This window comes from Cupriavidus sp. FW305-26 (assembly GCF_058787975.1).
Genome location: NZ_JBYTAH010000004.1, coordinates 34653 through 58166, shown reverse-complemented (window position 1 = coordinate 58166; position 23514 = coordinate 34653). Strand labels below are relative to the sequence as shown.

Annotated in this window: 24 protein-coding genes; all 24 read right to left on the bottom strand. The window is 68.0% G+C overall.

Features of this window, described 5'->3' with window-relative positions; translation table 11 throughout:
- Positions 1–190 precede the first annotated feature (190 nt).
- Complete coding sequence (gene leuD / locus AC3WQZ_RS04340) at positions 191–817, bottom strand: 3-isopropylmalate dehydratase small subunit (RefSeq protein ID WP_010810022.1); 627 nt, start codon at positions 815–817, stop codon at positions 191–193.
- A gap of 1 nt (position 818) precedes the next feature.
- Positions 819–2240, bottom strand: coding sequence for a 3-isopropylmalate dehydratase large subunit (locus AC3WQZ_RS04335; protein ID WP_492300073.1), 1422 nt, complete (start codon positions 2238–2240; stop codon positions 819–821).
- A complete protein-coding gene (locus AC3WQZ_RS04330; RefSeq protein WP_058697273.1) occupies positions 2237–3427 on the bottom strand; it encodes a CaiB/BaiF CoA transferase family protein in 1191 nt (396 codons plus the stop codon). The genes AC3WQZ_RS04335 and AC3WQZ_RS04330 overlap by 4 nt, the downstream gene beginning before the upstream one ends.
- A 16-nt stretch (positions 3428–3443) precedes the next feature.
- Positions 3444–4403 carry a hydroxymethylglutaryl-CoA lyase gene (locus tag AC3WQZ_RS04325; protein ID WP_011615144.1) on the bottom strand — a complete coding sequence of 320 codons (960 nt, stop codon included), beginning with the start codon at positions 4401–4403 and terminating at the stop codon, positions 3444–3446.
- Entirely contained in the window at positions 4400–5344 is a 945-nt protein-coding gene (locus AC3WQZ_RS04320; protein ID WP_010810026.1) for a polysaccharide deacetylase family protein, read from the bottom strand. The genes AC3WQZ_RS04325 and AC3WQZ_RS04320 overlap by 4 nt, the downstream gene beginning before the upstream one ends.
- Positions 5344–6270, bottom strand: a complete 927-nt coding sequence (locus tag AC3WQZ_RS04315) for a polysaccharide deacetylase family protein (protein WP_492296861.1) — start codon at positions 6268–6270, stop codon at positions 5344–5346. The genes AC3WQZ_RS04320 and AC3WQZ_RS04315 overlap by 1 nt, the downstream gene beginning before the upstream one ends.
- Position 6271: 1 nt before the next feature.
- Complete coding sequence (locus tag AC3WQZ_RS04310) at positions 6272–6964, bottom strand: isochorismatase family protein (RefSeq protein ID WP_492296863.1); 693 nt, start codon at positions 6962–6964, stop codon at positions 6272–6274.
- A gap of 46 nt (positions 6965–7010) precedes the next feature.
- The gene (locus AC3WQZ_RS04305; protein WP_439668810.1) at positions 7011–7724 is read right to left on the bottom strand and encodes an ABC transporter ATP-binding protein; all 714 of its coding nucleotides are present in this window, start codon (positions 7722–7724) and stop codon (positions 7011–7013) included.
- A complete protein-coding gene (locus AC3WQZ_RS04300) occupies positions 7717–8484 on the bottom strand; it encodes an ABC transporter ATP-binding protein (protein WP_439668807.1) in 768 nt (255 codons plus the stop codon). The genes AC3WQZ_RS04305 and AC3WQZ_RS04300 overlap by 8 nt, the downstream gene beginning before the upstream one ends.
- Positions 8485–8494: 10 nt before the next feature.
- Positions 8495–9460 carry a branched-chain amino acid ABC transporter permease gene (locus tag AC3WQZ_RS04295; RefSeq protein WP_492300071.1) on the bottom strand — a complete coding sequence of 322 codons (966 nt, stop codon included), beginning with the start codon at positions 9458–9460 and terminating at the stop codon, positions 8495–8497.
- 15 nt (positions 9461–9475) lie between these two features.
- Complete coding sequence (locus AC3WQZ_RS04290; RefSeq protein WP_492300069.1) at positions 9476–10348, bottom strand: branched-chain amino acid ABC transporter permease; 873 nt, start codon at positions 10346–10348, stop codon at positions 9476–9478.
- A 105-nt stretch (positions 10349–10453) separates the two neighbouring features.
- Complete coding sequence (locus tag AC3WQZ_RS04285) at positions 10454–11671, bottom strand: ABC transporter substrate-binding protein (RefSeq protein WP_492300067.1); 1218 nt, start codon at positions 11669–11671, stop codon at positions 10454–10456.
- Positions 11672–11696: 25 nt separating this feature from the next.
- Positions 11697–12479: a GntR family transcriptional regulator gene (locus AC3WQZ_RS04280; protein ID WP_011615138.1), complete on the bottom strand. Its 783-nt coding sequence runs from the start codon at positions 12477–12479 to the stop codon at positions 11697–11699.
- 378 nt (positions 12480–12857) lie between these two features.
- The gene (locus tag AC3WQZ_RS04275) at positions 12858–13805 is read right to left on the bottom strand and encodes an alpha/beta fold hydrolase (RefSeq protein WP_492300065.1); all 948 of its coding nucleotides are present in this window, start codon (positions 13803–13805) and stop codon (positions 12858–12860) included.
- 34 nt (positions 13806–13839) lie between these two features.
- A complete protein-coding gene (locus AC3WQZ_RS04270; protein WP_010810036.1) occupies positions 13840–14742 on the bottom strand; it encodes an SDR family oxidoreductase in 903 nt (300 codons plus the stop codon).
- A gap of 59 nt (positions 14743–14801) precedes the next feature.
- A complete protein-coding gene (locus AC3WQZ_RS04265) occupies positions 14802–15737 on the bottom strand; it encodes a glutathione S-transferase family protein (protein WP_010810037.1) in 936 nt (311 codons plus the stop codon).
- 39 nt (positions 15738–15776) lie between these two features.
- The gene (locus tag AC3WQZ_RS04260; RefSeq protein WP_492300063.1) at positions 15777–16625 is read right to left on the bottom strand and encodes a class II aldolase/adducin family protein; all 849 of its coding nucleotides are present in this window, start codon (positions 16623–16625) and stop codon (positions 15777–15779) included.
- 77 nt (positions 16626–16702) lie between these two features.
- Positions 16703–17713 (bottom strand): NADP-dependent oxidoreductase, encoded by a 1011-nt coding sequence (locus tag AC3WQZ_RS04255; protein ID WP_011615136.1) that lies wholly within the window; start codon positions 17711–17713, stop codon positions 16703–16705.
- 94 nt (positions 17714–17807) lie between these two features.
- On the bottom strand, positions 17808–18245 hold the full coding sequence (locus AC3WQZ_RS04250) for a PaaI family thioesterase (RefSeq protein ID WP_010810040.1): 438 nt from the start codon (positions 18243–18245) through the stop codon (positions 17808–17810).
- A 127-nt stretch (positions 18246–18372) separates the two neighbouring features.
- Complete coding sequence (locus AC3WQZ_RS04245; protein ID WP_010810041.1) at positions 18373–19155, bottom strand: SDR family oxidoreductase; 783 nt, start codon at positions 19153–19155, stop codon at positions 18373–18375.
- A gap of 46 nt (positions 19156–19201) precedes the next feature.
- Positions 19202–21064 (bottom strand): acyl-CoA dehydrogenase, encoded by a 1863-nt coding sequence (locus AC3WQZ_RS04240; protein ID WP_011615135.1) that lies wholly within the window; start codon positions 21062–21064, stop codon positions 19202–19204.
- Positions 21065–21175: 111 nt separating this feature from the next.
- Complete coding sequence (locus tag AC3WQZ_RS04235) at positions 21176–21622, bottom strand: PaaI family thioesterase (protein ID WP_010810043.1); 447 nt, start codon at positions 21620–21622, stop codon at positions 21176–21178.
- Positions 21622–22800: an acetyl-CoA C-acyltransferase gene (locus AC3WQZ_RS04230; RefSeq protein ID WP_010810044.1), complete on the bottom strand. Its 1179-nt coding sequence runs from the start codon at positions 22798–22800 to the stop codon at positions 21622–21624. The genes AC3WQZ_RS04235 and AC3WQZ_RS04230 overlap by 1 nt, the downstream gene beginning before the upstream one ends.
- Before the next feature lie 47 nt (positions 22801–22847).
- The gene (gene pncA, locus AC3WQZ_RS04225; protein WP_439671611.1) at positions 22848–23492 is read right to left on the bottom strand and encodes a bifunctional nicotinamidase/pyrazinamidase; all 645 of its coding nucleotides are present in this window, start codon (positions 23490–23492) and stop codon (positions 22848–22850) included.
- Positions 23493–23514: the final 22 nt, after the last annotated feature.

The following is a 23514-nucleotide window of genomic DNA, read 5'->3' as shown; positions in this document are numbered from 1 at the left end:
TCCGCCCGCGTTTCGCTGGCGATGGGCGTGACAAAGCCGCTCACGCCGTGAGCACGGCTTTGCGCCGCTGGCGCAAAGCCGAACATCCACCCCTGGAAAAATCAGAACCAAGAACCGCCGCGCGTTTTGAAAACGACGAGACGCAGGCAGGAATGCGCGTCAGGCCGTCCCGCCCGGCAGCCGCCGCGCCTTAGCCATCGAAATGGATCCAGGGCCGGCGCAACCGGTCCGCGCCCTGGAACGCGTCGATGCTTGACGCCAGCTTCAGCGTCAGGGCGATCGGGTCCAGCCCTTCAAGCAGCATCTGCCGCTGCTCGCTGCCCAGCGTGAAGCCGTACCGCGCGCCCGCCGGCGACACCACTTCCAGCTGCCGGAGGTCGACCGTCACCTGCCGCGTGGCCGGCGCTGCGGCGCAGTCGTCGGCGAGTGCCTGCACCGTTGCCATCGGCAGCACCACCGGAAGCAGGCCGTTGCGCACGCAGTTGTTGTGGAAGATGGCACCGAAGCCGGGCGCAACGATGGCGCGGATGCCGAACTCCTTCAGCGCCCACACCGCATGCTCGCGCGAGGAGCCGCAGCCAAAATTGCTTCCGGCCAGCAGGATCGACGCCCCGGTGTACTCCGGCTGGTTCAGCACGAACAAGGGATCGGGGCTGCGGTCCGTCCCCGCCAGGTAGCGCCAGCCGGCGAACAGGCCCTCGGCCAGCCCGTGCCTGGAGACGCGCTTCATTTCCCGCGACGGGATGATGGCGTCGGTGTCGATGTTGATGCGCAGCAGCGGCGCGGCCACGCCGCGATGCATGGTAAATGGCTCCATCTCAGGCTCCCGGCAGCCGGCGCGGGTCGGCGATGCGCCCCAGCACGGCCGATGCCGCCACGGTGGCCGGGCTGGCAAGGTGGGTGCGGGTCTGCGAGCCCTGGCGGCTTTCAAAATTGCGGTTGGTGCTGCTGATCACGCGCTGCCGGTGGCCGAAGCTTTCGCCGCCGGCGTAGAAGCACATCGAGCAACCCGATTCACGCCACTCGAATCCCGCTTCACGGAACACGCGATCCAGCCCTTCGGCCTCGGCGGCGCGCTTGACGGCGCTGGAACCCGGCACGCAGATGGCCGTCACGCCGGGCGCCACCTTGCGCCCGGCCAGCACACCGGCCGCGCTGCGCAGGTCCGACAGCCGGCTGTTGGTGCAGGAGCCGATAAATGCGGCATCGATGGCGATGTCCGCCATCCGCTGCCCGGGACGCAGGTCCATGTAGGACAGTGCGCGCTCCATGGCCTGGCGCGTATCGGCATCGATCGCCATGGCGGGGTCGGGCACGGCGCCGTCGACGGCCACGCCGTGCTGCGGGCTGGTGCCCCAGGTCACCATCGGCGCCAGCTGCCTGCAATCCACCGACAGCTCGCGGTCGAACACGGCGTCGGCGTCGCTGTACAGGCTGCGCCAGTGCGACAGCGCTGGTTCCCACTGCGCACCGGCGGGCGCATACGGCCGGCCGGCGAGGTATTCGAAGACCGTGTCGTCGGGCGCGACAATGCCCGAGAACGCCGAGAACTCCACCGCCAGGTTGCACAGCGTCAGGCGCGCCTCGACCGGCAGGCTGCGCACCGCGCTGCCGCCGAATTCGAGCATATGGCCGCCGGCGCCCGCCGCCGAGTAGCGTGCGATCAGCCACAGCATCAGGTCCTTGGCGCCGACGCCCGCTGGCAGCGCGCCGTCGAACGACACCCGCATGGTGAGCGGCCGCGTCACGCGCAGCGTCTGCGTCGCCAGCGCATGTTCCGCCTCGGACGAGCCGATGCCCCAGGCCAGCGCGCCCAGGCCGCCCTGCGTGCAGGTATGGCTGTCGGGACAGACCACGGTGGTGCCGGGCAAGGCAATGCCCTGTTCCGGCGACACCACATGGACGATGCCCTGGCCGGGATCGCCGATATCGAACAGCCGGATGGCCTCGCGCCTGGCGCTGTCGCGCGTGCTGGTGATAAAGGCCTCGCCGCCCGGCATCAGCGTGCTGTCGTTGCGCCCGGGCCGCGTATCGACGATATGGTCCATGGTGCAGAACGCCAGCGCCGGCGCGCGCACGCGCCGCCCGGCCGCGCGCAGCGAGCTCAGCGCGATGCTGCCGGTGCGCTCGTGCAGGAAGACGCGGTCTATATGCAGCAGGCTGGCGCCGTCCAGTTCGGCAATGGCATGCGCCTGCCAAATCTTGTCGAACAGGGTCCGGCCCTGGGACATGGCGCTCATCGCTGCGCTCCGATCGCGCGCTCACTCTCCAGCGTGTCGATGGCGTCGCCGCTCATGCCCGTGGCCAGCAGTGCCGTGCGCGAATGCTCGCCGGCGCGCGGCAGGTCGCGGTAGACGTCGAAGCGCCGCCCGTCCATCGCAATCGGCAGCGCCGGCAGCCGCACCTGCTGGCCCGAGGGCAGCGTCACCGGCACCAGCCCGCCGCCCGCGTTCAGGTGCGGATCGTCGAACAGGTCTTCGGGCCGGGAAATCGGCGCGAACGGCAGGCCACACGCTTCCAGCTTCGCCATCAGTTCCTGCTTGCCGAAGCTGCGGAACATCGGCGCCAGCGCGCCCAGCACGCGCGGCCGCTGCCGCACGCGTCCGTCGTTGCGGTCCAGGGTAGGGTCGCCGATGAAGTCGGCCAGTGCAAACGCCTCGCAGAACTTGCGCCACTGCGTGTCGCTGACGATGCCGACAAAGACCGGGGCGCCTTCCATGGTCTCGAAGGTGTCATAAACCCCCCACGCCGAACTGCGCACCGTCATCGGCGGAGCGGGCGTGCCCGTCACGGCCTGCTGTGCCATGTGCTGGCCGACCAGGAAGGCCGTGGTCTCGAACAGCGAGCTGCACACATGCTGCCCGCGTCCGGTCCGGTGCCGTTCCTGCAGCGCGCCGAGAATGGCGATCACGCCGAACATCGCGCCGGTGACGTCGATCACCGAGGCGCCGGCGCGCATCGGCTTGCCCGGCAGGCCCGTCATATAGGCCAGCCCGCCCATCATCTGGGTGACTTCGTCCAGTGCCACGCGCCGGTCGTAGGGGCCGGCAAGAAAGCCCTTGGCCGAGCAGTAGATCAGGCCGGGGTTGTGCGCCGCCAGCACGCCGTAGCCGAAGCCGTTCTCGTCCATCGCCCCGGCACGGAAGTTCTCGATCACCACGTCGGCGCTGTCCACCAGCCTGCGCACGGCGTCCCTGCCCGCTGCCGACTTCAGGTCCGCGCACAGGCTCTGCTTGTTGCGGTTGTACATGGCGAAGTAGCCCGCGCCCGAGCCCCCCAGCCGGCGCGTGTTGTCGCCGCCGGGCGGCTCGACCTTGGTCACCTCCGCGCCCATGTCGGCGAGGATCATGCCGATCGCCGGCCCCATCACCATGTGGGTGAATTCGACTACCTTCAGGCCAACCAGCGGCCTTTCCATTGTTGTCATCCGTCGCTCCTGCTGATCATTGCCACGCCGCCAGGACGGCAGGCACGAAGCCCTTGGGCAGGCCGGCCTCCGGCGTGTGCCCGTAAAGCGGTTCGTCCGCCAGGTTGGCCCTGACGATGTCGCGCACGCGGAACAGCGCCTCCAGGTCGATGCCGGTGCGCAGCCCCATCGACTCGAGCAGGAACACCAGGTCCTCCGTCACCACATTGCCGCTCGCGCCGGGCGCGAACGGACAGCCGCCGAGCCCGCCCAGCGAGGCATCGACCGTGGTCAGGCCCACGTCGATCGCCGCCAGCACATTGGCCAGCCCCTGCCCGCGCGTGTTGTGCAGGTGGATGCCGCTCAGGTGCTGCTGCCCGATCGCGCGCCATACCGCCAGCGTCAGGCTGCGCACCTGGCGCGGATTGCCGTAGCCGGTGGTGTCGGACAGGCCGACTTCGTCGCAGCCCGCGTCCATCAGCGCTTCGGCCAGCCCGACCACGCGCGCCTCGGCGACCGGGCCTTCCAGCGTGCAGCCGAATGCGGTCGACAGCCCCGCCTCGAAGCGCGGCCGCGCATGGGCCGGCAAGGCGCGGATGCGTTCGGCAATGCGCCGGACCTCGCGCAGCATCTGCTCATGGGTGCGGTTGACGTTGCGCAGGCTGTGCGTCTCGCTGACCGACACCGGGATGGTGAGCTTGTGCACGCCGGCGCCGATGGCGCGCTCGGCGCCCACGTAATTGGGCACCAGTGCCGCCACCGTGAGCCCGCCGATGCCGAGCGCGTGCGCCACCACCTCGGCCGTGTCCGCCATCTGCGGCAGCACCGTGGCCGGAACGAACGAGCCGACCTCGATCTCGCGCACGCCGGCGGCGGCTTCCGCGCTGATCCAGGCCTTCTTGGCCGCGGTCGCCATCACGCGCCGGGTCATCTGCAGGCCGTCGCGCGGGCCGACTTCGCTGACCAGTACGTCGATGTTCTGCATGTTTGCTGTCATGGGTTTTCCTGTGGTTGGGAATCCTGTGCCGCGAACGCCGCGAGAATCTCGCCCGCGCCCGCGCTCCAGACTTCAGGTCTTGCCATCACGTATTCGAGCGCGGCTTCCAGGTAGCGGATCCGGTGCGGCTGCCCCAGCACCCACGGGTGCACGGACAGCGCGAGGATGCGCCCGCCCTGTTCGCGCGCTTCGTCGAGCAGCAGGTCGCAGGCGTCTTTCACCTGCCGCGCCCACGATGCTTCCGGGTGCAGGTTCTCCATCAGCACGAAGCGGTCCTCGAGCTCGGTCGACAGCGGCATCGCCCACAACTTGCCGTGGCGCGTGCGGAACGGGTAAGGCATGTCGTCGTTGACCCAGTCGCACAGGTACTCGATGCCGTTGGCGCGCAGCAGCTCCGGCGTATTGGCGCTCTGCAGCTTGCCGGGGCTGAGCCAGCCGCGGACGTCCTGCCCGCTGAGCGTACGCAGCCGGTCCAGCGAACGCCGGACGACTTCCGCCTCGACGGCTTCATCCAGGCCGCCGGCGTGTGCGGTGTCCATGCTCCATGAATGGCCGATGATCTCGTCGCCGCGCTCGCTCACCGTGGCGAGCAGCGACGGATACAGCTCGGCCAGCCGCGCATTGATGGCAAAGGTCGGGCGCACGCCGTAGCGGTCGAAGCCGCGCAGCATCCGGTGGATGCCGATGCGGTTGCCGTAGTCGCGCAGCGTGTAGTGGCGCAGGTCCGGATACGGCATGGTCATGTTGCCCGGCACCGCCACCGGTTTGCCGGTCGGGTTCAGCGGGAAGAACTGCAGGCTGACGTTGACCCACAGGGCCAGCGTCTTGCCGCCTGGCCAGCGCACCGGCGCGCGGCTTGCCAGCATCGACCAGTCATAGCGGTCGTGGTCCATGCCGGCGCGGCGGTGCGGGTATTGCGGGGCTTGATGGTCGCGTGGCATCAGCACGCCCTCCGCACCGGGTTGGCTGCGGCAATCGCAGCCGCGGCCGTGTCGTAGCAATGTTCGAGGTAGTAATCGGCGATCTCGCGGCCGGTGGTGACCCAGACATCCGCGTGGCCAGTGATGTATTCCAGCGCTTCCTCGAAGGCGCGCAGCCGGTGCGGGCAGCTGACCTGGTAGTTATGGGTCGGGATGCACATCACGGTGCCGGACTCGGCCCCTTCCGCATAGAGCCGGTCGAAGCAGTCCTTCAGCATCTGCCCGTAGCGGCGCGGCTCGACCTTGTTCACCACGTAGGCGATGGTGTCGTTCATCTCCAGCGAGTACGGCAGCGAGATAAAGCGCTGGCCGCCGCGCACGCGCACCGGCGTGGGCTGGTCGTCATGGAACAGGTCGCAGGTATAGCGGCCGCCCAGTTCGGCGAACAAGTCCAGAGTCGATTCGCTGTGCGACAGCGCTGGCGCCAGGTAGCCGGCCGGCTTGCTGCCGGTGCAGTCCTCGATGATCTGCATCGACTCGCGGATCATCTCGCGCTCCTGTTCCTCGGACATGCCGTAGGTGTAGCGCGTGTTGTAGATGCCGTGCGAGAAGAACTCCCACTCGCGCTCCATGCACATCGCCACGATCTCGGGGTGATGCACGCACAGCGCCGCCGACAGCGACACCGAGCCGCGGATGCCGTACTTGTCCAGCAGCCGCATCTGGCGCTGATGGCCGACGCGGTTGCCGTAGTCGCGGATCGAGTAGCCCGGCACCGCGGGGTACGGATGGGGCCATGCGCGCCGGTGCGGATTGCCTGGCGGGTCGAGTTCATAGAACTCGATGTTGGGCGCGACCCAGAAGGCCAGCCGTGCCCCGCCCGGCCAGCGGATCCTGGGGCGGTCCTGGTAGGGCCAGTAGTCGTAGTAACCGGGGGTTTCAAGCATGTCAGTCCCCCTTGGACAAGCGCGGCGCGGCTTGCCTGTCCTCGAGCCAGTTCTGCACCTCGAGCACGTCGAGCACGTCGGCGTACTTCAGCATCAGGTCGGTCAGGTTGGCGAAGTGGTAGCTCTCATGCTTGTCGGCCACGCACTGCTCCGGCACGATGGTGCGATACCCGCGCGACAGCGAATCCACCGCCGTGGCGCGCACGCAGCCCGAGGTGGAGCCGCCGGTGATGACCACGGTATCCACCTGGTGCCACACCAGCAACGACTGCAGCTGGGTCTCGAAGAACGCCGACGGCATCTTCTTGCAATAGACCACGTCGCGCACCGGATCGACATCGACGCGGCTGTCGAACTGCGCGCGCTCCGACCCATGCTTGATGTTCTGCAGCGAATCCGGCGTATCGGTGCGGGTGCCCCAGATGCCCGCATCCTCGCCGGACGCCATGTACGCCACCCGCGTCCACACCACCGGCCAGCCCAGCGCCCGGAAGCGCCCCGCCAGCCCGTTGATATGCGCCAGCTGCGCGGGATCGGTCTCGTACGCGGTCTTGAAGCGGTCGGTGCAGGTGTAGGCGTTCTGCAGGTCGATATTGACCAGCACCGCCTTGCGCCCGAAGCCGAAGCGCGCCCGGCTGGGGTTGGCCCTGACCTCCTGCCAGATCTGGCGCGCGGTCTTGTCTGACAATTCCATCGGTTTGACTCCGTTCTTTGCTTCTCTGATTGCTGGATGGGTACGCTCACACGCCCAGGTAAGCGGCCCGCAGTTCAGGGGCTGCCAGCAGCGTCCCGGGCGTACCGGAGAACCTGACTTCGCCGTTTTCCAGCACGTAGGCCCGCGAGGCGATTTCCAGCGACAGCGCCACGTTCTGCTCGACCAGCAGGATCGACAGTCCTTCCTTGTGCAGGCGGCGGACCAGGCCGAACATCTCCTCGACCATCAGCGGCGACAGCCCGAGCGAGGGCTCGTCCAGGATCAGCAGGCGCGGATCGCCCATCAGGCCGCGGCCGATGGCCAGCATCTGCTGCTCGCCGCCGGACATGGTGCCGGCGCGCTGGCCCAGCCGTTCGCGCAGGCGCGGGAAGGTATCGAGCACCCATTCCAGGTTGGCCTTGAGCTGGCGCGTGGCGCGGCGGCAGGCGCCCAGCTCCAGGTTCTCCAGCACGGTCAGGTTGGGGAAGATGCGGCGCCCTTCGGGCACCTGGATCAGTCCGGCGCCGACGATGTCCTGCGGCCGGGCCCGGCTGACGTCCCGCCCGTCGAAGCGGACCGTGCCGGAGGTGCCGGACACCAGGCGGCAGGCCGTGTTGATCAGCGTCGATTTGCCGGCGCCGTTGGCGCCCAGCAGGGCCACGATCTCGCCGCGATTCACCTCCACGCTGACGCCGTGCAGCACCTGCACCGCGCCGTAGCCGCTGTGCAGCCCTTGCACCGACAACAGGGTCTCAGGCATGGGCGGCCGCCTCCTGCTGCGCACCGATGCGCTGCGCCATGCCGTGGCCCAGGTAGGCCTCGATCACCTGCGGGTCGCGCGTCACCTGCGCGGGCGAACCCTGCGCGATCAGCCGGCCGCCGGCCAGCACGAATACGTCCTGCGCCAGGCTCATCACCGCCTGCATCACGTGCTCGATCATCACGACGGTGACGCCGTCGTCGCAGATGCCGCGCACCACCGGGATCATCGCGGCGATTTCGCCGGGGTTGAGCCCGGCCAGCACCTCGTCCAGCAGCAGCAGGCGCGGCCGCGTGGCCAGTGCGCGCGCCAGCTCCAGGCGCTTGCGCCCGGCCACGGTCAGGCTCGAAGCGCTCTTGTGCAGCTGGTCTTCCAGCCCGACCCGGCGGGCCACTTCATCGGCCTGTGCCAGCGCCACATTGCGGCCGCGCACATGCAGGTGCGCGCCGACCGCGATGTTCTCGCGCACGGTCTGCCCGGCAAACGGCTGCACGATCTGGAAGGTGCGCGCCAGCCCGAGCCGGCAGATGACATGAGGCGCGAGCCCGTTGAGGGTGCGGCCTTCCAGCTCCACCGTGCCCTGCGTGGGCGCGAGGAAGCCGGACAGCATGCCGAACAGGGTCGACTTGCCGGCGCCGTTGGGGCCGATCAGGCCGGTGATGCGGCCGCGCGCAATGGACAGGTTCACGTCCTGCACCGCCGCCAGGCCGCCGAAGCGGATCGACAGTCCGTGGGTCGAAAGTATGGTCTGCATCGTCATTTCCCTTGCCTTATGCCCTCGCCTTGCGCACCGATCCGGCCGCCCCGGCCAGGCCCTGCGGCAGGAATATCACCATCAGCACCAGCAGCGCGCCGTAGATCACCAGGCTCACGCCCGGCACATCGCCCAGCGCATTGCGCGTCAGCTCGTTGAGCAGCTGCAGCGCCAGCGCGCCGAGCAGCGGGCCGAACACCGTGGCGGTGCCGCCGATCACCGCCCCAACCAGCGCGGCCACCGAAAAGGCCGGACCGTAGGCGATATGCGGATCGAGGTATTGCAGGTACTGCGTATAAAAAACGCCGGCCGCCGCCATCAGCGCCGCGGACATGGCAATCGCCACCAACTTGACGCGCAGCACATCGATGCCGAGCGCCTTCGCCGCGTCTTCACTGTCCCGCACCGCCATCAGGCAGGCACCGAAGCGCGACCTGCGCAGCCACCACGAGAGGAGAAGGCCCGCGGCGACGAACGTCAGGATGAACCAGAGGTAGCCAGCCTTGCCGGCAAACTGGAGATGCAAGGCACCGGGCTGCAACGGCAACTGCATGCCTGCGCCGGCACCGGTAAAGCCCACCGCATTGGCCACGATGCGCAGCACCTCGGCCACCGCCAGCGTCGCCAGCGAGAAGTACGAACCCTTGAGCCCGTAGCGGAACGACAGCACGCCCACGCCGACGCCGGCGAGCGCGCCGACGCCGGTCGCCAGCACCAGCGCCAGCCACGCATTCATGCCGAACGCGACCTGCAAGATCGCCATGGCATAGGCGCCGGTGCCGAAGAACGCCGCGTGGCCGAACGAGAACTGCCCGCCAAAGCCGCCGAGGATGTTCCACGACTGCGCCATCAGCGTCATCAGCAGCACCATCACCAGCAGGTTCAGCGCGAAGCCGGAGGACAGCCACAGCGGCGCCGCGGCAAAGCCGGCCAGAACGATGGCGATCCAGCCGAGCGTGGGAAGAGAAGAAATTCGATTCATGTCAGGCTCCTCGAGTCACGCCTTCGCGCCGAACAGGCCCTGCGGACGGAACAGCAGCACCAGGATGAAGATCAGGAAAATGCCGACCTGGCCCAGGCTGTCGCCCAGCCACAGGCCGCCCAGTGACTCGACCACGCCGATCAGCAGGCCGCCCCACAGCGCCCCGGCGAAGCTGCCCATGCCACCCAGCACGACCACGGTGAAGGCGATCAGCGCGAAGCCGTCGCCGACGCGCGGATTGACGTAGTAGGCCGGCAGCAGGAAGCAGGCGGCCGCGCCCAGGCAGGCCAGGCCGATGCCGAAACTGAGCGCATAGACGCGCTCGACATCGATGCCGACCACGCGCGCGCCCTGCTTTTCCCTGGCCACCGCACGGATGGCGCGGCCCAGCGTGGTGCGCCGGATCATCAGCATCAGCAGGCCGCAGGCCAACAGTGCGCCGGCGAAGGCGATCACCTTGGGCAGCGCGATCGATGCACCCAGCAGCTCGACGGTGGACAGCGCATAGGGCGTGTCGATGGTGTAGGTGTCGGAGCGGAACAGGTACAGCGCCAGGTTCTCCAGCACGATCGAGATGCCCAGCGTGACCAGCAGCACGTTCTGCTCGTTGCCGCGACTTGCCCGCGCGATCAGGTGGCGCTGCAGCAGGTAGCCCGCGGCGAACATGGCCGGCACCATCACCAGCAGCGCCGCGTAGGGATCGACATGGAGCCGGGTAAAGAGGAAATAGACGCCATACAGCGCCGCCATCAGCGCGGCGCCGTGGGCGAAGTTGACGATATGGAGCACGCCGTAGATCAGCGTCAGGCCCAGCGCGACCAGGGCATAGATCGCCCCGGTGGTCAGGCCATTGAGCCAGGAGGCCCAGAGTATCGGGATATCGAACATGTAATGCGTTCCTCGCGGCAACAGGAGTCCAGCGGTCGGGAAGCGGGCTTCCCGACCGTAGCGACTAGGGATAAACGGCGTACCGGCGCGACCGGCGTGAAGCGCTTAGCTGGCCGGCAGCGGGAACACCGCGTCGACCTGCCGGTAGGCGTTGGGGAAGACCACCTTGATGTCGCCATCCACCACCTGCGTCAGCAGCGGCTGCGCGCCGGTGTTCTGGCCGTTGACGAAGCGCGTCGGCCCGTACGGCATGAAGTGGCTGCTGAAGCTGCTGCTGGCGAGCGCTTCGATCACGCGCTCGCGCTGCGCCGAGCCGGCGCGCTCAATGCTGTCGGCCAGCAGCATGGTGGACGCATAGGTGCAGAAAACCTCGTAGGTAAAGAACAGGCCGCTGGCCTCAACGCGCTTGCGCAGCGCAATGGCGCGAGGATCCCTGGGGTTGTACCAGTGGTTGCAGTCCAGCACATGCTGCGCCGCCGCCGGGAACTCCTTGATGAACTTGAAGCTCGACGCCGCGCCGCCCAGCACCGAGTAGACCGCCTTGGGCCGGAACTTCTGCTGCTGCATGGTGCGCATCAGCAGGGCGTACTCGTTGTAGTAGTTGGCCGCGATCACGATGTCCGGATTGGCCACCTTCATGCGTAGCACGATATTGCTGAAGTCGCGCATCGGGTTGGCGTGCTTGACCACCTCCTTCACCTCGAAACCGAACTCCGGCAGGCGCTGGCTCAGCAGCTTGGCCGTGCCACTGCCGAACAGCGATTCCTCGTGGATGATCATCGCCGTGCGCGCGCGGTTGCCGTTGAGCTGGTTGAGCGTGCGCAGGTTGCTCATCGCGGTTTCGGTGGCGACCTTGTAGCCGGGGCCGAAGCGGAACGTGTTGGTCAGGCCGCGCTCGACGATGGCATCGGCCACGCCCACGTCGACCACATGCGCCAGGCCATGCCGCGCCGCCGCCTGCGTGGTGGCCAGGCAGATCGCGCTGGCATAGGCGCCGACCACGGCGCTGACGCCGGCCTCGTTCATCTTCTCGACTTCGGCCGCGCCGATCTCCGGCTGCGACTGGGCATCGCCCAGCACCGCTTCCAGCCTGGCGCCGCCCAGCGACTTGATACCGCCGGCGGCGTTGATGTCGGCGATCGCCAGCAGCGCGCCGGCACGGCATTGCGTGCCGGAAAACGCCAGCGCTCCGGTGACCGGATGCAGCACGCCGATGCGCACCAGCCTGGGCTGGGCCCGTCCGATCTGCGGCGCCAGCGCACCGGCGCCAAGCAGCGCGGCCTGGCCCAGGAACCGGCGTCTTGCCGGATAAGTCTTGGTCATTTCTGTCTCCTCCCGATTTCTTGGATCACCGCGTCGCGGTGGATAGGTCGCGCGCAAGCCAGATACGCGCCTTGTCTTCGCCAGCGCGCGTCAGCGCCATGCGGTAGTCGTAGCATTGCGGGCGATACAGGCCGCTGAGCCACTGGACCGGGTTGCCGTCGACATCGCGCACCACGCGCACCACCGACAGCAGCGCCGCACCCACCGGCTCGTCCAGCAGCGCCGCGGCCTGCGCGTCGGCAAGGCAGCAGGACAGCGTCTGGTCGGCGTGGCCGATGCGAACCCCGCCGTCTTCCAGCAGCGCCAGCATGGGCTGCTGCTGCAGCGCGCCCGGTGTCAGCAACAGCGCCACGTGCGGCGGCGACCATGTCGTGATCAGCGAGACCGGTTCGTCCCGGTGCAGGCGCACGCGCATCACGTGCAGGGCTTCGTCCCGCTCCGCCAGCCGCAGCGCCTCCCGGACGTGCGTGGGGCAGCTCCGCATGCCGAAATCGACCACCCGCACCGAGGTGCCGGCGACGACTTCGAGCAGGCTGTCGAGCAGGCCGCACATCTGCGCTGGTGGCCTGTTCAGCCGAACCTGCTCGATATTGACGAATGTCCCCTGCCCGGGCCGCCGGTAGATCAGGCCTTCCTGGAGCAGCTCGGCTAACGCCCGCCGCACCGTCACCCGCGCCACGCGATACTGCTCCATCAAGCGGAACTCGGCCGGCAGCCCGCTCTCGTCGTATAACCCGTTCAGGATTTTCTGCCGCAGCACCAGGTAAATGCGGTGATACCGCGGCATCGGCGAATTTTGGTTTCCCATAAATGGCGGCTGCTATCTTTCGACCCGTTGAAATTTATCGGTTCACCGACATCGATACTTCCCGTTCAGGCCAATTAGTCAAGGGAATATCGGCTCTGAAGCATGGACCGAAAGATATATCAGTATTATTGTCGCTTCAATAGGACAACTAATGGGACATCGTAGATATTTTCCCCAATGAGACATGGAATGAAAGCCAGCCCTTAATAAAAAGTCAGGGGTCGTCCGGATTACTCAGTAAATGCTTCAGACGTTCCGGAAACACCAGCGCGAGCCGGACAGCGCCAGGCATGGCGCACCAACAAAAAGCCCCGCCATCAAGGCGGGGCTGAAGCTGCTGACTGGGGTTTCGTTGGCGGCCCGAACGACATCTGGCAGCTACCCCGGCAGCGCACTCCGGATCAGCAGGTTGACGCGTTCCGGCTGCTCATGGATCACCCAGTGCGTGCCCTCGGGGATGCGTTCCAGGCGCAGGTCAGGCACGAAGTCGCCCAGCCCGTCCACCAGCGACTTCGGCAGCGCGCGGTCGCGTTCGCCCCAGATCACCAACGTGGGTACCTTGACCACAAACGCGGCCGGATCCAGGCGCGAGATATCGGGCGGCGGCTCGCCCTCGCCCGGCGGGTGCATGGGCGAGGCGCGGTAGAAATTGACGCCGCCGGTGAGCGGATGGACGCCGGCGTCCTGGCCTTCGCCCGGCTGGGACCATGCCGCGTGGTACCTGGCGCGCGTCTCCGGCGTGTACCATGCCGCCGGCTTGCAGTCGGCATCGGCCAGCATCCGGTCCAGCAGCGCGAAGTCGTTGGCGGCCAGCGCCTTTTCCGAGCCCGGCTTGCGCAGCCAGTTCATGTAGGCGGAAGCGGCCTGCTGCTCGGGATCGGTGGCCAGCGCGCGCGCAAACAGGTACGGATGCGGCGAGTTGACGATGACGAGCTGGCGCACCAGCTGCGGGAACTGGATCGCCAGGTTCCAGCAGATCGCCCCGCCCCAGTCGTGCGCCACCACCACGGCCTGGTCATAGCCCAGCGCGCTGACCAGCTGCACCAGGTCTTCGACGATATGGCGCGGCCGGTAGGCCTCGACCTCGGCGGGCTTGCTCGACAGGTTGTAGCCGCGCAGGTCCGGCGCCACGGCAAAATGCGTGCGTCCGAACTCGGCCAGCTGGGCCTCCCATTCGAACCAGAATTCAGGAAAGCCGTGCACGAACAGCATCAGCGGCTTGCCGCGCTCGCCCGCGCTGGCGTAGTGCAGGCGGGTGCCGTTGGGCAGCGTGGCGTACTGCAGGTGGCGGATCACGGCGGCGGGGGCAGCCATGTTGTTCTCCATATGCGGTCCTCCTCGTTGTGGCGTTGTGCTGGCGTCAGCCGCGCAGCGCGGCAACGAGGCCCGCGCGGACCTCGGGCTTGTCGGCAAACGGATCGCCGGGATTGCGCTGCCCGACGATGTCCTCGAAGCGCTGGCGCACGGGGGCGAGCGCCTGGGGGTGGGAATAAATATAGAAGCTTTCGTCGCGGATGGCATCGAAGGTCAGCTGCGCGACCTCGGCGGCGGTCACCTTGCCGGAGCCGACGGCCTTGTCCGACAAGGCCTGCGACACCAGCTGCGAACGCGTCGGCGGCGCCTGGTTGGCCAGGTCGGCGGGCCGGTTGCGCTGGGACTGGTTGATGCCGGTGGGCACGAAGTACGGGCACAGCACCGAGCAGCGCACCTGCTCCGTCACCAGGCCCAGGTCCTGGTACAGGGTTTCGGTCAACGCCACCACCGCGTGCTTGGACACGTTGTACACGCCCATTGCCGGCGGGTTCAGCAAGCCCGCCATCGACGCCGTGTTGACGATATGGCCCTGGTAGGCCGGATCCTTCTCCGCCGCGGCCAGCATCAGCGGCGTGAAGATGCGCACGCCGTGCACGACGCCGTACAGGTTGACGCCCAGCACCCACTCCCAGTCCTTCTCGGAGTTCTCCCAGATCAGGCCGCCCGCGCCCACGCCGGCGTTATTGAACAGCAGGTTGACCTGGCCGAAGGCCTCGATGGCGGCATCGGCCAGCGCCTGCACCTGGTCGGCACGCGAGACGTCCGTGCGCAACCCGATCACTGGCACATTGCGTGCCTTGAATTCCGCCACGGTCGCGTCCAGCGCGTCTTCCTGCACATCCGCCAGCACCAGCTTCATGCCGAGGTCGGCGGCAATGTGGGCAAACTCCTTGCCGAAACCCGAGGCGCCGCCGGTAATGACAGCCACCTTGTTGGAGAAGTCCTTCATATCGTCTGTCCTGTCGCGTGATTCGTTTTGGGAAACGGCGGGCCGTGTGCCATGCGCGCTCAGGCGGCGCGCTGCACCTGGTAGCCCTGCCGCGGGAAATGCACATTGAGCGCGCCGGCGCGCGGATCCTGGCGGCGCAGCGTGACGCGGCGCGCGCTCAGCGCCAGCAGCACGCCGGCCACCGGGTCGCGCGCATAGTCGGTGGGCGTGACGGTGACAGCGTCGCCGGCCTGCAGGCCGGCATCCACGACCACGCCCTCATCCAGCGCCAGCGGATCGGCACTGCGCGCGGCGCCGATCGCGTCCTCGCTGTCGATCACGCGCGGCCGGCCATGGCCGAAGGTGTTCATGCGCGCATACCAGGCCTGCAAGCGCGGATAAGCCTCCAGCAGCTGCGCCAGCGCGCCGGCGCGGCGGATAAACCAGAGGTTGTGGTACAGCGAGAAATCGGCAACCGACAGCGCCGGCCCGGCCACATGCCCGATCCCGGCAGCGAACTGCGTTTCCAGTTGGCCGAACGTTTCATGCAGCAGCGCGGTGGCTTCGGGCAACGGCATGCGCAGCGCATTGGTGTCGCCACGCATGGCCTTGCGGTCCGCGCTGAAGGCCTGGACCTGCGCCGGCGACAGGTGGCCCAGCATGCTGGCAACGCCGGCCGGCTGGAACACATAGGTCACCGATGCCGTGAACAGCGCCGCATCGAACCAGGCTGCCGCGACCCGCGCCGCCGCGGCCTGGGCCGGCGGATACAGCGCCGGCGCGGGCGCCAGCGCGTCCAGCACCTCGCAGATCAGCGCGGTATCGCAGTAGATATCGGCACCGACCTGCAGCACCGGCGTGCGGCGGTAGCCGCCGGTCAGCGCCAGCAGGTCAGGCTTGGGCAGGATGGCGGGGATTTCCACCGCGTGCCAGGCCAGTCCCTTGGCGCCCAGCAGCAGGCGGACCTTCTCGGAGAATGGCGAAGTTGCGTACTGGTGAAGAATGATGTCGGCCATGCGATCCAACTCCATGTTTGCCAGCGGGTGCCGTGCGGTTCAGTCCAGCAGGTCCGGCTGCTCCTTGACGATGCGGGCATAGAGCGGCTGGAACTGGAACCAGCCCGCCTGCGCCGTGCCGACGATCGAATAGGCCTGGCGCGCGGCCGCATCGGAGATCAGCTTGAGCGGCGCCTGGGTGCGCGCCGCGGCGGCTTCGGCCAGCAGCTGGACCTGGCAGGAGCGCTCCATGGTGATGAACCACCAGGCGGCTTCGTCCACGGTCTTGCCGACCGTCAGCAGGCCATGGTTCTGCAGGATCGCGGCCTTGTTCTGGCCCAGCGCATTGGCGATGCGCTGGCCTTCGTCGAGCTCCACCACCACGCCGCCGAAATCGTCATAGACCGCATGATCCTGGTAGAACGCGCACACGTCCTGCGTGAGCGGATCGAGCGGGCGGCCCAGCGTGGACCACGCGCGGCCATGGGTGCTGTGCGAATGCGCTGCCGCGACCGCGTCGGAGCGGGTCTGGTGCACGCGCGAATGGATGGCGAAGGCCGCGGCATTGACCGGGTAGTCGCCCTCGACCACGTCGCCGTGGTGGTCGCAGCGGATCAGGTTGGAGACCTTGACCTGGCTGAAATGGACGCCGAAGGGATTGACCCAGAAGGTATCGGGAAACTCCGGGTCGCGCGCGGTGATATGGCCGGCCACGCCTTCGTCGAAACCGAACCTGGAAAACAGCCGGAAGGCCGCGGCCAGGCGCTGCTTGCGGTGCAGGCGCTCTGCGGCGGCGGTGGCGAACTGCGGCGGGCGCGGCAGGTTGCGGTAGCGGGCCTTGACCTCTTCGGACAGGCCGGCGCCGATCTCGTCGCCGCTCTGGATTTGCGGGGCTTGCGGGGCATTCATCGGTGTCTCCATCTTTTTGGTGAAATCCGTTGCCCGCGGCGCGCCCGGCAGGCGCGCCGCGGCCCTGCACGCGCCGGTCAGACCAGCTTGACCAGCTGCTTGCCGAAGTTCTTGCCCTTGAGCAGGCCGATAAAGGCTTCAGGCGCGCTGGCCAGGCCTTCGGCAATGCTCTCGCGGAACTTGAGCTTGCCCTGGGCGACGGCGGTGCCCAGTTCCTTCAGCGCCTGCGGCCAGACCTCCATATGCTCGGAGACGATAAAGCCTTCGATGGTCAGGCGCGACACCAGGATCAGCTGCGGGTTCTTCAGCGGCAGCGGCTGGCCGTCATAGCCCGCGATCATGCCGCACATGGCGATGCGGCCGAAGGCGTTCATGCGCGTCAGCACGGCGTCCAGGATATCGCCGCCGACATTCTCGAAATAGCCGTCGATGCCGTCCGGGGTGGCTTCCTTGAGCATCTTGTAGAGCTCCTTGGGATCCTTGGCCGCCTTGTAGTCGATGCAGGCATCGAAGCCCAGCTCATTGACCACGTAGTCGCACTTGTCCTTGCCGCCGGCAAAGCCGACCGCGCGGCAGCCGGCCAGCTTGGCCAGCTGCCCGACCACGCTGCCCACTGCGCCGGAGGCAGCGCTGACCGCGATGGTCTTGCCCGGCTTGGGCAGGATGATCTTGTTCAGGCCATACCAGGCGGTCACGCCCGGCATGCCGACCGAACCGAGGTAGGCCGACAGCGGGATATGCGTGGTGTCGACCGGCTGCAGGCCGGTGCCGTCGCTGACGCCCATCTCCTGCCAGCCGAACATGCCGACCACCTTGTCGCCTGGCTTGAACTTGCTGTTCCTGCTTTCCACCACTTCGCCCACGGTGCCGCCGATCATGACCTCATCGAGCGGCTGCGGCGCGGCGTAGGACTTGCTGTCGTTCATGCGGCCGCGCATGTACGGGTCCAGCGACAGGTAGTGGTTGCGCACCAGCACCTGGCCGTCGGCGATCTGCGGCACGGGCACTTCTTCCAGGCGGAAATTGGCCGGCGTCACCGCGCCTTCGGGACGCGAGGCCAGGACGATGCGCTTGAACGTTTTGGACATGGTCGATTCCTTTCAGTAGGAATATGGAACGGCTTGAATACTGCGTCGGGAAGGGACAGCCGCGCTGCCCCGTCTGCTGCATCGGTGCCGGCGCTCAGCCGTCGGCACCGGTATCGGTCTCACCCGGGCGCTGCGGCGGCATGCGCCGGATGTACTTGAAGGTGCCCGAGCCGCGCGCCACGGTCTTGCCGTCGGCGTCGACGATCTCGGCTTCGCAGAACACCATGGTGGTGGTGCGGTGCACGGTGGTGCCGCGCGCGGTCAGCGCGCCGCGCCCCGGCGCCATGAAGCTGGTCTTCATCTCGATGGTGACCACGCCCCGGCCATCCGCGTCGCTGCTGCGGCCGGCCACCGCCATGGCCACGTCGAGCAGCGTCATGATTACGCCGCCGTGGGCCATGTCCCAGCTGTTCTGGTGGCGCTTCTCGATCGGCAGCGCGATCTCGCTGCGGCCGCCTTCGGCGAGGTTGCAGGTCACGCCGAGGTCGGCGAGGAAGGGAATGTGGGTCAGGGGGCCTTTGAACTGGTTCATGGCAATTGCGAGTCCGAGAATTAGGTGCCGGCGAGGCCGAGGCCTTGCGCCGGCCCCAAGTTTGAGGGCAATCCGGGATTCCGCCAAGCCGCACGGTGCGGCTTGCCCGGAATGCGCCCTGCCCGGCTCAGACCGCGCTGACGCCGCCGTCCACCGCCAGGATCTGGCCGGTGATGTGTTTGCCGGCGTCGCTGGCAAACAGCAGCGCGGCGCCCTTCAGGTCCTCGTCGTCGCCCAGGCGGTGCAGCGGCACGCCGGCGCACATGGCCTCAACGCCCATGCGCTCGAGCGAGCCCTTGGTCATCTTCGACGGGAAGAAGCCCGGCGCGAGCGCGTTGACGGTGATGTTGTGCTCGCCCCACTCGGCCGCCAGCGTGCGCGTGAAGTTGACCACCGCACCCTTGGAGGTGTTGTAGGCAATGGTCTCCATGCTGCCCGGCGGGTTGCCGGCCAGCCCCGCGATCGACGCCACGTTGATGATGCGGCCGTAGCGGCGCGGGATCATCGACAGCTTGCCGATGCGCTGGCTCAGCAGGAACAGGCCGCGGATGTTCAGGTTCATCACCTTGTCCCAGGCTTCGACCGGATGGTCTTCGGCCGGCGCGCCCCAGGTGGCGCCGGCGTTGTTGACCAGGATGTCGACGTGGCCCAGCTTCGCGATGGCCTCGTCGGCCAGGCGCGCGATCTCCGACTCCTGCGAGCCGTCGGCGGCGATCCAGTCGGCCTCGATGCCGAGCGACTTCAGGTGCGCCTGCGCCGCCTGCAGCTCGTCGGCCTTGCGCGCCGACAGCACCAGGCGCGCGCCCTGCTCGCCCAGCGCCTCGGCAATCTGCAGGCCAAGCCCGCGCGAGCCGCCGGTGATCAGCGCGGTCTTGCCCTTCAGGTCAAACAGTTGCTGGATGGTACGCATATTGTCTTCCTTCGTTCTGTAGTGTTCGGGGATGGGCAAGCGCCGCTCAGAACCACGCGTCCTGCATGTCGAGCGTGGTGCGGTCGAGCGACTCGAGCAGCGCCAGCTGCGGGCCGACCTTGGGCAGCTCCCAGCGGAAGAAGTAGGCCGCCGCGGCCAGCTTGCCGCGGTAGAAGTCCTCGTCTTCCTTGCCGTTCGCGCGCGGCAGCGCGGCTTGCGCCAGCAGTGCCTGTTCCAGCCAGATCCACGCCACCACCACGTGCCCGAAGGCCTCCAGGTAGACCGAGGCATTGGCCAGCGTCACGTTGGGGTCGCCCGCGCTCCACAGCGCCTGCGTGACCTCGGCCAGGCGCTTGGTGGCGGTGCCGAGGGCGCCTGCCTGCTGCGACAACTCGGCATTGCCGGCGGCGAGCGCGCGGGTGATGGTGTCCTGAACGCGCTCGCCCAGCAGCTTGAAGGCGGCGCCGTCCTTCATCACCACCTTGCGGCCCAGCAGGTCCAGGCCCTGGATGCCGTGCGTGCCTTCGTGGATCGGGTTGAGGCGGTTGTCGCGGTAGAACTGCTCGACGTTGTACTCGCGCGTATAGCCGTAGCCGCCATGCACCTGGATCGCCAGGTTGTTGGCCTCCAGGCACCATTGCGACGGCCAGCTCTTGGCGATCGGGGTCAGGATATCGAGCAATAGCGCCAGGCGCGCATGCGCGGCTTGGTCGCCGGCGGCCGCAGCGGCCTCTTCCTCGTCGACCAGGCGCGCGCAATAGAGGTTCAGCGCCAGGCCGCCTTCGACATAGCTCTTCTGCGCCAGCAGCATGCGGCGGATATCGGCGTGCTCGACCAGCTTCACCTGCGGGCTGGCCGCATCCTTGCCGCCGGGGCCGACCGCGCGGCCTTGCGGGCGGTTGCGCGCGTAGTCCAGCGCGTGCAGGTAGCCGGTATAGCCCAGCATCACCGCGCCCAGGCCCACGCCGATGCGCGCCTCGTTCATCATGTGGAACATGCAGGCCAGGCCCTTGTGCGGCTCGCCCACCAGGTAGCCGATCGCGCCGGCCTTGCCGCCCGGCCGGTACTTCATGCCTTCGCCGAAGTTGAGCAGGCAGTTGGTGGTGCCGCGGTAGCCCATCTTGTGGTTCAGGCCGGCCAGCACCACGTCGTTGTGCTCGCCCAGCGAGCCGTCTTCATTGACCAGGTACTTGGGCACGATGAAGAGCGAGATGCCCTTCACGCCCGGGATCAGCTTGCCGTCCGGGCCGGGGATCTTGGCCAGCACCAGGTGGACGATATTTTCCGACAGCTCGTGCTCGCCGGCAGAGATCCACATCTTGTTGCCGCGCAGCCGGTACTGCGCGCCCAGCGGCGATTCGCCCTCGTACTCGGCGCGCGTGGTGATGTCCGACAGCGACGAGCCCGCCTGCGGCTCGGACAGGCACATGGTGCCGAAGAAGCGACCGTCCATCTCCGGCTTGACGAAGGTCTCGACCTGCGCCGGCGTGCCGTGCGTCAGCAGCAGGTTGGCGTTGCCGATGGTCAGGAACGGGTACGAGCTGGTGCCGACGTTGGCACCCTTGAAGTAGGCAAAGCCAGCCTTCTCGACCACCACCGGCAGTTGCATGCCGCCCAGTTCGTAGTCCTGGCCGGCGGCCATCAAGCCGGCCTCGCAGAAGGCCTTCAGCGCGGTGCTGACCTCGGGGATGATGCTGACGGTCTCGCCGTCGAAATGCGGCTCTTGCTGGTCGTTCTTCTTGTTGTGCGGCGCGAACAGGTCGGTGGCGATTTTCTCGCAGGTGTCCAGCGCGGCGTCGAAAGTCTCGCGCGAGTGGTCGGCATAGCGCGGGATGCGCGTGAGCTCGTCGACCTTGAGCCATTCGTACAGCACGAAATTCAGGTCGCGGCGGGATAGGATCATCGACATGGTGTCTCCATGCGGCGCACTGCGTGGCGTGCCGCGAGTTCTTTTTGCTAGCATGGGAGGCGCCGGGCGCGGTCAAAAAAGGGCGCTGCCGCGCCCTTCCCTGCGTGCCGCTCAGGCGCCTTCGCCAAGGCGCGCGATCGTTCCCTGCGCCACCGCGCAGAGCCTCTCCTCGCCATCCCTGACGACGTACACGTCGCAGCGCACCACCGCCTGCTGGCGGCCGGCGCTGACGCATTCGGCGCGGGCGACCAGCAGCTCGCCGATCGCCGGGCGCACGTAGTTGATCTTGTACTCGGATGTCACGACCGGCACCGCCATGGCCGCGCCGCCCGCGTAGGTCAGCGCATTGTCGGCCAGGTAGCTGACCACGCCGCCGTGCAGGAAGCCGTGCTGCTGCCGCAGGTCCTGACGGATCGGCAGGCGCAACTCAGCCTTGCCCGGCGACAACGCCGCCAGTTCGGTGCCGACCAGGACCGAGAAGGGCTGGCTGGCCAGCACCTCCCGGCCCCAGGCGAGCATGTCGGCGGGCGTGGCCCGCGCGGTGCCCGCAGCCGACATCAGAGCACTTCGAACAGGCCGGCCGCGCCCTGGCCGCCGCCGATGCACATGGTCACCACCACGTACTTGACGCCGCGGCGCTTGCCTTCGATCAGCGCATGGCCGACCAGGCGCGCGCCCGACACACCGTAGGGGTGGCCCACGGCGATGGCGCCGCCGTTGACGTTCAGCCGGTCCATCGGGATGCCGAGCGTGTCGGCGCAGTACAGCACCTGCACGGCGAAGGCTTCGTTCAGCTCCCACAGGCCGATGTCGTCGACCTTCAGGCCGGCCTTCTTCAGCAGCTTGGGCACAGCAAAGACCGGGCCGATACCCATCTCGTCCGGCTCGCAGCCAGCCACGGCAAAGCCGCGGAACACGCCCAGCGGCTGCAGGCCGCGGGCCTCGGCGACGCGCGCATTCATCACCACCGCTGCCGAAGCGCCGTCCGAGAACTGCGAGGCATTGCCGGCGGTGATCACGCCACCCGGCACCGCGCTGCGGATCTTGGACACGCCTTCCAGCGTGGTATCGGCGCGGATGCCCTCGTCGGCGGAGACGGTGACTTCCTTGGTCACCAGCTGGCCGGTCGACTTGTCGGCCACGCCCGCCAGCACCGTCATCGGCACGATCTCGTCCTTGAACTTGCCGGCTTCCTGCCCGGCGGCGGCGCGTTGCTGGCTGCGCACGCCGTACTCGTCCTGGCGCTCCTTCGAGATGTTGTAGCGCTTGGCCACGTTCTCGGCGGTCTGCAGCATGTTCCAGTAGATTTCCGGCTTGTTCTTCAGCAGCCAGCTTTCCTGGACCATATGGCGGTTCATCTCCTGCTGCACGCACGAGATGCTTTCCACGCCGCCGGCGACGAAGATGTCGCCCTCATCAGCGATCACGCGCTGCGCGGCCATGGCGATGGTCTGCAGGCCGGACGAGCAGAAGCGGTTGACGGTGGCGCCGGGCACGGTCACCGGGCAGCCGGCGCGCAGTGCGATCTGGCGTGCGATGTTGGCGCCGGTGGCACCTTCCGGGTTGGCGCAGCCCATCAGCACGTCTTCCACTTCGGCGGCCTCGATCTTGGCGCGGGCAATGGCGTGCTGGACGGCATGACCGCCGAGCGTGGCGCCGTGGGTCATGTTGAAGGCGCCCTTCCAGCTCTTGGCCAGCGGGGTCCGCGCGGTGGATACGATGACTGCTTCGTTCATGTCTTGCTCCTCGGAATCTCTTGTGTCGTTCAGTTCGGTGGTTCGGTTCAGCCCTGGCCCTTGAGCAGTTCAGCGGACGTGACGCGCGCAACGCCGGCGGCGCCGAGGTTCTGCCATGCTTTGGCCAGCGACCCTTCCAGGTCGATGGCGCGGCAGGCATCCTCGATCACCGCGGCCGCGAAGCCCGCGGCGCGTGCATCGAGCGCGCTCCAGGCCACGCAGTAGTCCGTCGCCAGACCCGCGCAGAACACGCGCTTGACGCCATGCTCGCGCAGGTAGCCGGCCAGCCCGGTGCGCGTGGTGCGGTCCGCCTCCAGGAAGGCGGAGTAGCTGTCCACATCGGCGTGATGGCCCTTGCGGATCACCAGCCGCGCATGCGGCACGTGCAGGCCCGCATGCAGCGCAGCGCCGGGCGTGCCCTGCACGCAGTGCACCGGCCACAGCACCTGCTCGCCATACGGCAGCGCCAGCGTCTGGAACGGCTGCGTGCCCGCATGGTTGGCCGCGAACGAGACGTGGCTGACGGGATGCCAGTCCTGCGTCAGCACCACATGACCGAACGCACGCGCCAGCCGGTTGATGACGGGCACCACTTCATCGCCGTGGGGCACGGCAAGCGCGCCGCCCGGCATGAAGTCGTTCTGCACGTCGATCACCAGCAGGCAATCGTCCGGTCCGATGGTGGTGTTCATCTCAGCTCCAGGCTGAACCATG

Excerpts from the sequence above, each read along its gene's own strand:
- leuD (WP_010810022.1), bottom strand. The coding sequence starts at position 817 with ATGGAGCCATTTACCATGCATCGCGGCGTGGCCGCGCCGCTGCTGCGC.
- AC3WQZ_RS04335 (WP_492300073.1), bottom strand. The coding sequence starts at position 2,240 with ATGAGCGCCATGTCCCAGGGCCGGACCCTGTTCGACAAGATTTGGCAG.
- AC3WQZ_RS04330 (WP_058697273.1), bottom strand. The coding sequence starts at position 3,427 with ATGACAACAATGGAAAGGCCGCTGGTTGGCCTGAAGGTAGTCGAATTC.
- AC3WQZ_RS04325 (WP_011615144.1), bottom strand. The coding sequence starts at position 4,403 with ATGACAGCAAACATGCAGAACATCGACGTACTGGTCAGCGAAGTCGGC.
- AC3WQZ_RS04320 (WP_010810026.1), bottom strand. The coding sequence starts at position 5,344 with ATGCCACGCGACCATCAAGCCCCGCAATACCCGCACCGCCGCGCCGGC.
- AC3WQZ_RS04315 (WP_492296861.1), bottom strand. The coding sequence starts at position 6,270 with ATGCTTGAAACCCCCGGTTACTACGACTACTGGCCCTACCAGGACCGC.
- AC3WQZ_RS04310 (WP_492296863.1), bottom strand. The coding sequence starts at position 6,964 with ATGGAATTGTCAGACAAGACCGCGCGCCAGATCTGGCAGGAGGTCAGG.
- AC3WQZ_RS04305 (WP_439668810.1), bottom strand. The coding sequence starts at position 7,724 with ATGCCTGAGACCCTGTTGTCGGTGCAAGGGCTGCACAGCGGCTACGGC.
- AC3WQZ_RS04300 (WP_439668807.1), bottom strand. The coding sequence starts at position 8,484 with ATGACGATGCAGACCATACTTTCGACCCACGGACTGTCGATCCGCTTC.
- AC3WQZ_RS04295 (WP_492300071.1), bottom strand. The coding sequence starts at position 9,460 with ATGAATCGAATTTCTTCTCTTCCCACGCTCGGCTGGATCGCCATCGTT.
- AC3WQZ_RS04290 (WP_492300069.1), bottom strand. The coding sequence starts at position 10,348 with ATGTTCGATATCCCGATACTCTGGGCCTCCTGGCTCAATGGCCTGACC.
- AC3WQZ_RS04285 (WP_492300067.1), bottom strand. The coding sequence starts at position 11,671 with ATGACCAAGACTTATCCGGCAAGACGCCGGTTCCTGGGCCAGGCCGCG.
- AC3WQZ_RS04280 (WP_011615138.1), bottom strand. The coding sequence starts at position 12,479 with ATGGGAAACCAAAATTCGCCGATGCCGCGGTATCACCGCATTTACCTG.
- AC3WQZ_RS04275 (WP_492300065.1), bottom strand. The coding sequence starts at position 13,805 with ATGGAGAACAACATGGCTGCCCCCGCCGCCGTGATCCGCCACCTGCAG.
- AC3WQZ_RS04270 (WP_010810036.1), bottom strand. The coding sequence starts at position 14,742 with ATGAAGGACTTCTCCAACAAGGTGGCTGTCATTACCGGCGGCGCCTCG.
- AC3WQZ_RS04265 (WP_010810037.1), bottom strand. The coding sequence starts at position 15,737 with ATGGCCGACATCATTCTTCACCAGTACGCAACTTCGCCATTCTCCGAG.
- AC3WQZ_RS04260 (WP_492300063.1), bottom strand. The coding sequence starts at position 16,625 with ATGAATGCCCCGCAAGCCCCGCAAATCCAGAGCGGCGACGAGATCGGC.
- AC3WQZ_RS04255 (WP_011615136.1), bottom strand. The coding sequence starts at position 17,713 with ATGTCCAAAACGTTCAAGCGCATCGTCCTGGCCTCGCGTCCCGAAGGC.
- AC3WQZ_RS04250 (WP_010810040.1), bottom strand. The coding sequence starts at position 18,245 with ATGAACCAGTTCAAAGGCCCCCTGACCCACATTCCCTTCCTCGCCGAC.
- AC3WQZ_RS04245 (WP_010810041.1), bottom strand. The coding sequence starts at position 19,155 with ATGCGTACCATCCAGCAACTGTTTGACCTGAAGGGCAAGACCGCGCTG.
- AC3WQZ_RS04240 (WP_011615135.1), bottom strand. The coding sequence starts at position 21,064 with ATGTCGATGATCCTATCCCGCCGCGACCTGAATTTCGTGCTGTACGAA.
- AC3WQZ_RS04235 (WP_010810043.1), bottom strand. The coding sequence starts at position 21,622 with ATGTCGGCTGCGGGCACCGCGCGGGCCACGCCCGCCGACATGCTCGCC.
- AC3WQZ_RS04230 (WP_010810044.1), bottom strand. The coding sequence starts at position 22,800 with ATGAACGAAGCAGTCATCGTATCCACCGCGCGGACCCCGCTGGCCAAG.
- pncA (WP_439671611.1), bottom strand. The coding sequence starts at position 23,492 with ATGAACACCACCATCGGACCGGACGATTGCCTGCTGGTGATCGACGTG.